The 7,311-nt window shown below is 70.1% G+C and carries 8 protein-coding genes and 1 pseudogene; 3 read left to right on the top strand and 6 right to left on the bottom strand.

Going from position 1 to position 7,311, the window contains the following annotated elements; all coding sequences use genetic code 11:
• A complete protein-coding gene (locus FV227_RS27110; protein WP_147860337.1) occupies window positions 1-498 on the bottom strand; it encodes a hypothetical protein in 498 nt (165 codons plus the stop codon).
• Between the two features lie 143 nt (window positions 499-641).
• Window positions 642-1,649 (bottom strand): type I glyceraldehyde-3-phosphate dehydrogenase, encoded by a 1,008-nt coding sequence (gene gap, locus FV227_RS27115; protein WP_147729605.1) that lies wholly within the window; start codon window positions 1,647-1,649, stop codon window positions 642-644.
• Between the two features lie 417 nt (window positions 1,650-2,066).
• On the opposite strand from gap, the gene FV227_RS27120 reads away from it, so the two are divergent.
• From FV227_RS27120 to FV227_RS27130, 3 genes are all read left to right on the top strand, one after another.
• The gene (locus FV227_RS27120; RefSeq protein ID WP_147860338.1) at window positions 2,067-2,375 is read left to right on the top strand and encodes a DUF4164 family protein; all 309 of its coding nucleotides are present in this window, start codon (window positions 2,067-2,069) and stop codon (window positions 2,373-2,375) included.
• A gap of 70 nt (window positions 2,376-2,445) precedes the next feature.
• A complete protein-coding gene (gene zapA / locus FV227_RS27125; RefSeq protein ID WP_147728542.1) occupies window positions 2,446-2,832 on the top strand; it encodes a cell division protein ZapA in 387 nt (128 codons plus the stop codon).
• Between the two features lie 104 nt (window positions 2,833-2,936).
• Complete coding sequence (locus tag FV227_RS27130; RefSeq protein ID WP_147860339.1) at window positions 2,937-4,151, top strand: L-dopachrome tautomerase-related protein; 1,215 nt, start codon at window positions 2,937-2,939, stop codon at window positions 4,149-4,151.
• A gap of 114 nt (window positions 4,152-4,265) precedes the next feature.
• On the opposite strand, the gene FV227_RS27135 is transcribed toward FV227_RS27130, so the two are convergent.
• The 4 genes and pseudogenes from FV227_RS27135 to FV227_RS29375 all read right to left on the bottom strand — a co-directional run.
• A complete protein-coding gene (locus FV227_RS27135; RefSeq protein ID WP_147728544.1) occupies window positions 4,266-5,141 on the bottom strand; it encodes an RNA polymerase factor sigma-32 in 876 nt (291 codons plus the stop codon).
• A 302-nt stretch (window positions 5,142-5,443) separates the two neighbouring features.
• Window positions 5,444-6,037, bottom strand: coding sequence for a CarD family transcriptional regulator (locus FV227_RS27140; RefSeq protein ID WP_147728545.1), 594 nt, complete (start codon window positions 6,035-6,037; stop codon window positions 5,444-5,446).
• A gap of 441 nt (window positions 6,038-6,478) precedes the next feature.
• Window positions 6,479-6,817, bottom strand: coding sequence for a ferredoxin FdxA (gene fdxA, locus FV227_RS27145; protein ID WP_147728546.1), 339 nt, complete (start codon window positions 6,815-6,817; stop codon window positions 6,479-6,481).
• Window positions 6,818-7,024: 207 nt separating this feature from the next.
• A pseudogene (locus tag FV227_RS29375) lies at window positions 7,025-7,198 on the bottom strand (hypothetical protein); the annotation flags it as partial.
• Window positions 7,199-7,311 lie beyond the last annotated feature (113 nt).

Below are 7,311 nucleotides of genomic sequence, written 5' to 3' on the forward strand. Positions count from 1 at the left end.
TCAGCGCGCGGGCGAAGGGGCGGGGGCGGGGGCCGGCGCCGCGGCGGTCGCGTTCGCGCGCGGCGGCAGCAGGCTGTCGAGGTTGAGCCGCTGCACGGCGATCATCAGCACGACGGTCAGCACGGCGGTGATGATCGCGGTGAGCACGAGGGCGCCGGTGCCGGGCAGGCGCCGCAGGCGCTCGGTCAGGCCGCGCATCTCCGAGCGGAGCGCCGCGAGGTCGGACTGGCGGGCCGCCTCGTTCATGCGGTTCGAGGCACCCTCGACCTTGTCCTCGACCCGGGTCAGCAGCGACTCCGAGCGGGCGTACTTGTCCTCGATCCGCGAGGTCTTGTCCTCGATCCGCGCGAGCTGGTCGAACAGCTGGTTGGCGGCGATCGGCGTCGCGCCGGCCGGACCGGCGGCCGCGGGCTTGGCCTCGACGGGCCGGGTGTCGACGGGCGAAGTCGTCGTCGGGATGAAGTCCTGCCCGGTCGCGGTCTTGGGGGCGTCGGTCATTCGTCACGGACCCTTTCTCGTCTGCGGTTCGGAGGGCGGCCCGGCGGGGCGCGGCTTTTCGCGGATGGTCGGGCCGGGTCGCGAAACCGCCGGCCCGCGGGGTGTCCGCGAGCCGGCCGGGGGAGACGGATCAGATCGGCTCGTCAGATCAGCTTGGCCATCGCCACGGCCGTGTCGGCCATGCGGTTCGAGAAGCCCCACTCGTTGTCGTACCAGGCGAGGATGCGCACGAAGGTGCCGTCCATGACCTTGGTCTGGTCGAGGTGGAAGGTCGACGAGTGCGGGTCGTGGTTGAAGTCGATCGAGACGTTGGGCTGGTCGGTGTAGGCCAGCACGCCCTTGAGCGGGCCGTCGGCCGCCGCCACGATCGCCGCGTTGATCTCCTCGACGGAGGTGGCGCGCTTGGCGGTGAACACGAGGTCGACCGCCGAGACGTTCGGGGTCGGCACGCGGATCGAGGTGCCGTCGAGCTTGCCCTTGAGCTCCGGCAGCACGAGGCCGACGGCCTTGGCGGCGCCGGTCGAGGTCGGGATCATCGAGAGCGCGGCGGCGCGGGCCCGGTACAGATCCTTGTGCATCTGGTCGAGCGAGGGCTGGTCGTTGGTGTAGGAGTGGATCGTGGTCATGAAGCCGCGCTCGATCCCGACGAGGTCGTTGAGGACCTTCGCCACCGGCACGAGGCAGTTGGTGGTGCACGAGGCGTTCGAGATCACGTGGTGATCGGCCGTCAGCTTGTCGTGGTTGACGCCGTAGACCACCGTCAGGTCGGCGCCGTCGGCGGGCGCCGAGACGATGACGCGCTTGGCGCCGGCATCCAGGTGGGCCTTAGCCTTGTCCTTCGAGGTGAAGATGCCGGTGCACTCGAGCGCGATGTCGACGCCGAGCTCGCGGTGCGGCAGCTCGGCCGGGTTGCGCACGGCGGTGACGCGGATGCGATTGCCGTCGACGATGATGGACTCGCCGTCGACCACCACCTTGGCGTTGAACCGGCCGTGGATCGAGTCGAAGCGCAGCAGGTGCGCGTTGGTCTCGACCGGCCCGAGGTCGTTGATCGCCACGACCTCGATGTCCTTGCGGCCGGCCTCGTGGATCGCGCGCAGAACGTTGCGGCCGATGCGCCCGAACCCGTTGATGGCAACCTTCACCGTCACGGCGTGACTCCTTCGCGAGATGAGGCGCCGACCTGCGGGCGCCGTTCGATGGTACCGGAACGGCGCGTCGGCCGTCCGGTGCTGCGGTCGGCTCTATGAACCGCCGAATTGAACCAGGGATGAACCGACGCGAGGCCCGGGCACAGGTCGCCGGGGACCATCCGTGAGACGGACGATGCGGGCGAGGGCCTCTTGACTGGCACGGGTCGGGTATCCGGACAAAGCGCGCGCGAGAACCGGCCAGGCGCGTGCGGCGGGTCTCTAACATGGTGCCCCGGGCTGTCAAAGCGAAGGACGGGGACCGCCTGTGCGAAGTCCTGACAATCCGGGCGGCCTGACCGGACTGGATTTGGCTGGGCGTCGGCGGCGGATTCGGCTGGAAATCCATCGCGGCATGGGGGAAACCTGCCGGCAGACATGAGCGATGCCGCAAGCCCCCCGACCGACCCGACCGGCGACCCGACCGGCGACGCCCTGCGCAGGCTCGACGCGGCGCTGCTGCAACTCGAGGCTGCGGTCGCCCGCCGGCTCGAGGCCGAGGCCAACCCCGACGACGTCGCGGCGGAGCGCGCGATCATGGCCGAGGACCGGGCCCGCCTCGCCGCGGCGCTCGACGCCGCGAGCGCGCGCCTCGCCGAGGTCGAGGCCGCCGCCGACACGGTCGGCCGCCGGCTGGATCGGGCGATCGGCACCGTCGAGACCGTGCTCGCCCGCCCGGACCCTTGACCGGGCGGCGCGCACGCGCCCAATCCGCCGAAGTCCCGATTTCCTCGTCCTCGGCCGACCTGCAGCACGCATGCCCCAGATCAGCGTCACCATCGACGGCAAGAGCTACCGCATGGCCTGCGGCGAGGGGGAAGAGGCGCATCTGGCGGCGCTCGCCGCCGACCTCGGCGCGCGGGTCGCCGACATGCGCAAGGCCTTCGGCGAGATCGGCGACATGCGCCTGCAGGTGATGGCGGCGCTGACCATCTCCGACGAGGTGTCGGAGCTGAAGCGCCGGCTCGCGGTGGCGGAGGCCGAGGCCGAGCGGCTGCGCGCCGAGGTGGCCGCGTCGCAGACGGTCGAGGCGGATCGGTCGGCCCGCGTCTCCGACGGCGTGTCGCGGGCCGCCGAGCGGATCGAGCGGATGGCCCGCACCCTCGCCGCCACCGCCGGGCCAGCGGGCGCCGACCATCGCTGATCGTGCCGGAACGATGCCGGTCCGATGAAGCTTGGCCGGCTCCGGCTGCGTTGATTGGGTTGATGCGGCGCGTCCGCCGCCCCGAAAAAAGGTTCTCCATGACCATGACGATCACCCGCATCCGCGCGGGCCTCGTGCTCGGCAGCGCCCTCCTTGCCGGAACCGCGCTCTCCGGCGCCGCCGTGGCGCAGGAAACGGTCGCGTCCCAGCCCGGCACCGCGCCGGTGCTGACCAAGGTGGCGAGCTTCGAGCATCAGGTCACCGGCGTCACCGTCGGAAAGGACGGGCGCATCTTCGTCAACTTCCCGCGCTGGACCGAGGATACCGCGATCTCGGTCGCCGAGCTGAAGGACGGCAAGCTGACGCCGTTCCCCGATGCCGAGTGGAATGCGTGGCGCAACGCGAAGAAGGACGAGGTCGACGCGCGCAACCACTGGATCTGCGTTCAGAGCGTGGTCGCCGATCCGAAGGGCAACGTCTGGGTGCTCGATCCGGCCGCCCCCGCGATGGCGGCGGTGGTCAAGGACGGGCCGAAGCTCGTCGAGATCGACCTGAGCACCAACAAGCCCGCCCGCACCATCGCCTTCGACGAGACGGTGGCGCCCCAGGGCTCGTACCTGAACGACGTGCGCTTTTCGCCCGACGGCAAGACCGCCTACCTCACCGATTCCGGCGCGAGCGGCGCCCTCGTCGTGGTCGACCTCGACAGCGGCAAGGCCCGTCGCCTGCTCGACGGCGACCCGACCACCATGCCCGACAAGAGCGTGACCGTGACCTACGACGGCAAGCCCCTGCGCCGGCCCGACGGGCGCGGCGTCGAGTTCGCGGCCGACGGCATCGCGCTCTCGCCCGACGGCAAGACGCTCTACTGGCAGGCGATCAAGGGCAAGACGCTCTACAGCCTCCCGACCGACGCGCTGACCGGGTGGTTGACGTCTTCGGTGGTGCCGAGCGCGCTCACCGACAAAAGCCTGTCGGGCAAGGTCGAGACGGTGGGCGAGAACGGCCCCGCCGACGGCCTGATCATCAGCCGGCACGACGGCCGGATGTACGTCAGCGCGCCGGAGGAGAACGCGGTGAAGGTCCGCGACCTGTCCGCCAAGGGCGGGAAGCCGACGGTGCTTATCCAGGATCCGCGCCTGCGCTGGCCCGACACCTTCGCCGAGGCGCCGGACGGCACCATCCTGTTCACGACCTCGCACATCCAGGACTCAGCCTTCTACAAGCCCGACGCCCCGGCGGCCCTGCCGACCGAGCTGTGGAGCATCAAGCCGGGCCCGGTGGACGCCACCGGCTCGACGGGCACGTCGACGAAGTAGGGGGCGACGCTCTCCCTCCCCCCACTGCGGGGGAGGGAAGACGGGACGTCGCGAAAACGAGAAAGGCCCGACCATCCGGTCGGGCCTTTCTCGTCATCGATGCGGAGAGGCGTCCTACCCGGCGTAGGCGGCGCCGGTCGTCTGCGGGAAGCGGTCGGCCAGGGCCCGGCGGAGCTTCTCAAGGGCGCGGTTCTCGATCTGGCGGACGCGCTCCTTGGAGATGCCGAGGCGATGCCCGAGGGCTTCCAGCGTGGCCTGATCCTCGGCGAGGCGGCGCTCGCGCAGGATGCGCAGCTCGCGCTCGGACAGGACGGTCAGCGCCTGCTGCAGCCAGAGATGGCGGCGCTCGCCGTCCACCGTGGCGGTCACGGTCTCGTCGGGCAGCGCCGCGCCGTCGACGAGGAAGTCCATGCGCTCGGACGAGGCCTCGCTCTCCTCGCCGACCGAGGCGTTGAGCGACATGTCCGGGCCGGACAGGCGGGCGTCCATCAGCGCCACGTCCTCGCGGGAGACACCGATGGCGGTGGCGATGCGGCGGTGGATCTCGTCGCCGACGCGCTCCTCGGTCGATTGCATCAGGCGTGCGCGCAGCCGCCGCAGGTTGAAGAACAGCGCCTTCTGCGCCGAGCTGGTGCCGCCGCGGACGATCGACCAGTTGCGCAGGATGTAGTCCTGGATCGAGGCCCTGATCCACCATGTCGCGTAGGTCGAGAACCGCACCTCGCGCTCCGGCTCGAACCGGGCGGCGGCCTCCATCAGGCCGACATGGCCTTCCTGGACGAGGTCGGCCATCGGCAGGCCGTAATGCCGGAAGCGACCGGCCAGCGCGATCACGAGGCGCATGTGCGCCGAGATCAGCTTGTGGAGGGCGCGCTCGTCGCGCTCGTCCTTCCAGCTCACTGCCAGCCCGCGTTCCTCGTCCCGCTGGAGGAACGGCGCTTCCATCGCGGTGCGAATGAACTGCCGACGAATTCCCGCGATTTCCGCCATGCCGCCTGCCTCTTCCTTCCGAGCGCTGCTGCGGCCTCGGCCGCGTCCTGCGGAGGCACCGGTCCGACCGGGCGTCCACGCAAGGCACCGAACAACGGGAGGGCGAAGGCGAAGGTTCCGCCGGCGATCCAACAGGGCCGAGGATGTCCGGTTCCGTCGAACGCACGATTGCGCGATCGAAGGTTACCCGACCACCGCTCCATCGAGTGGGCGACGGCACGGACGAAAAAGCCCGGCGCTCGCGCGCCGGGCCTGATCGGGATGGGACGGGGCCGGAACGATCCCGGCCGGTCGGCGCGCCCTCAGGCGGCCTCTTCCTGGATGGCCTCGTCGCCGTCGGCCTCGGCTTCCGCCTCCGCTTCGGCCTTGCCGCGACGGGGCGACTTCTGCAGGCTCTGGTCGATCAGCTTGAGCGCCTCGGTCTCGGTGATCCGGTTGACGGTCGAGATCTCGCGCACGATCCGGTCGAGGGCGGCCTCGTAGAGCTGGCGCTCGCTGTAGGACTGCTCGGGCTGGGCCTCCGAGCGGTACAGGTCGCGCACCACCTCGGTGACCGAGAGCAGGTCGCCGGAATTGATCTTGGCCTCGTATTCCTGGGCGCGGCGCGACCACATCGTCCGCTTGACGCGGGCACGGCCGGTCAGCACGTCGAGGGCCTTCTTCACCAGTTCCGGCTCGGCGAGCTTGCGCATGCCGACGCTGTTGGCCTTCGCGGTCGGCACGCGCAGGACCATCTTGTCCTTCTCGAAGGAAACGACGAACAGCTCGAGCTTGTAGCCGGCGATCTCCTGCTCCTCGATCGCGGTGATGCGGCCGACGCCGTGGGCGGGATAGACCACCGCCTCGCCGGTCTTGAATCCCTGGCGGCCCGTCGTCGGCTTCTTGGCTGTTGTCATGCGAGAAGGGCCTCCAGAACAAAGCGCGGGGGGTTGCAAGCACCCGCGTGACCATGTCTTTCCGGGGTGGGACACCCGGCTTCAACCGCCCGACCGACGCCGCCGACCGGATCGGTCGGGCAGGCGAAAGCTCCCAGGCGCAGCCGTGCGCAGCCCATGATAGAACGGCCGCCGAAGGCGAAGCCTCCAGCAGTCGAGCGCGTGCCACCTGTTATCCTGGACGATCCGGAATTCGCGTTTTTGGACGCGGCAGGCAGCACGTCAGGCGCGAGCGACGGCAGGCGGATCGTGTATCACAAATCAACCGTCGAATCAAAGCAGCGCGACGCGCTCCCGACGGTTCGACACCGTCCGAAGCACGTTATGCACGGTTTGGCTGAGGCCGGGACCGAGCCGGCAAGGCAACCGCAGCATCGAGGCCGCGGGCCGATGCTGGGGTGATCAGTCGCCGGTGCCGGGGGCGGCGGAGAAGTGCGCCTCGAACTTGCCGGCCACGCCGTCCCACTCCTTGGCGTCGCCGGGAGCGTCCTTCTTCTGGGTGATGTTCGGCCAGTCCTTGGCGTAGTCGGCGTTGACCTTCAGCCAGGTCTCGAGGTTCGGCTCGGTGTCCGGCTTGATCGCCTCGGCCGGACATTCCGGCTCGCAGACGCCGCAATCGATGCACTCGTCGGGATGGATGACGAGCATGTTCTCGCCTTCGTAGAAGCAGTCCACCGGGCAGACTTCCACGCAGTCCATGTACTTGCACTTGATGCAATTGTCGGTGACGACGTAGGTCATGGTGCGATTTTCGTCCTCGATCCGCGCTGGCCGCATCCGCGGTCGCCGGGGGCTCGAACGGTCTCGCGGGCGGGCGAGGACGCGTTCGGCTTGCGTGTCGACGGGCCTTGGGTCGGCCCTTGGATGGCAAGGGCTCTAGCCCCTGCCAAGGGGGCTGACAAGCGCACCCATGCCGCAACCGGCCCGCGGTGCCGGAGTGTGGCTTGTCTACACTGATTCCAGGGGCGGCTCGGGCTCGGAAACCGATCGGGCCTGCGCCGCCTCGCCGCCGGCCGACAGGTCCGCATACAATCGCCGGGCGACCTCGGCCGAGCCGCGGCGCGTCCCGAGGTCGACGACGCGCACGATGATCGTGGCGTGGGCGGCGGCCACCGTCAGCATGACCTCGCTGGTCGGCTGCTCGGGCGAGGACTTCGCCTCGATCCTGACCTCGCTGGGCTACGCCGCCGAGACCCGGCCCGGCCCAGCGATCACGGTGCCGCTGCTGCCCGCCG

This window comes from Methylobacterium sp. WL119, assembly GCF_008039875.1.
In the GTDB taxonomy this organism is placed as follows: domain Bacteria; phylum Pseudomonadota; class Alphaproteobacteria; order Rhizobiales; family Beijerinckiaceae; genus Methylobacterium.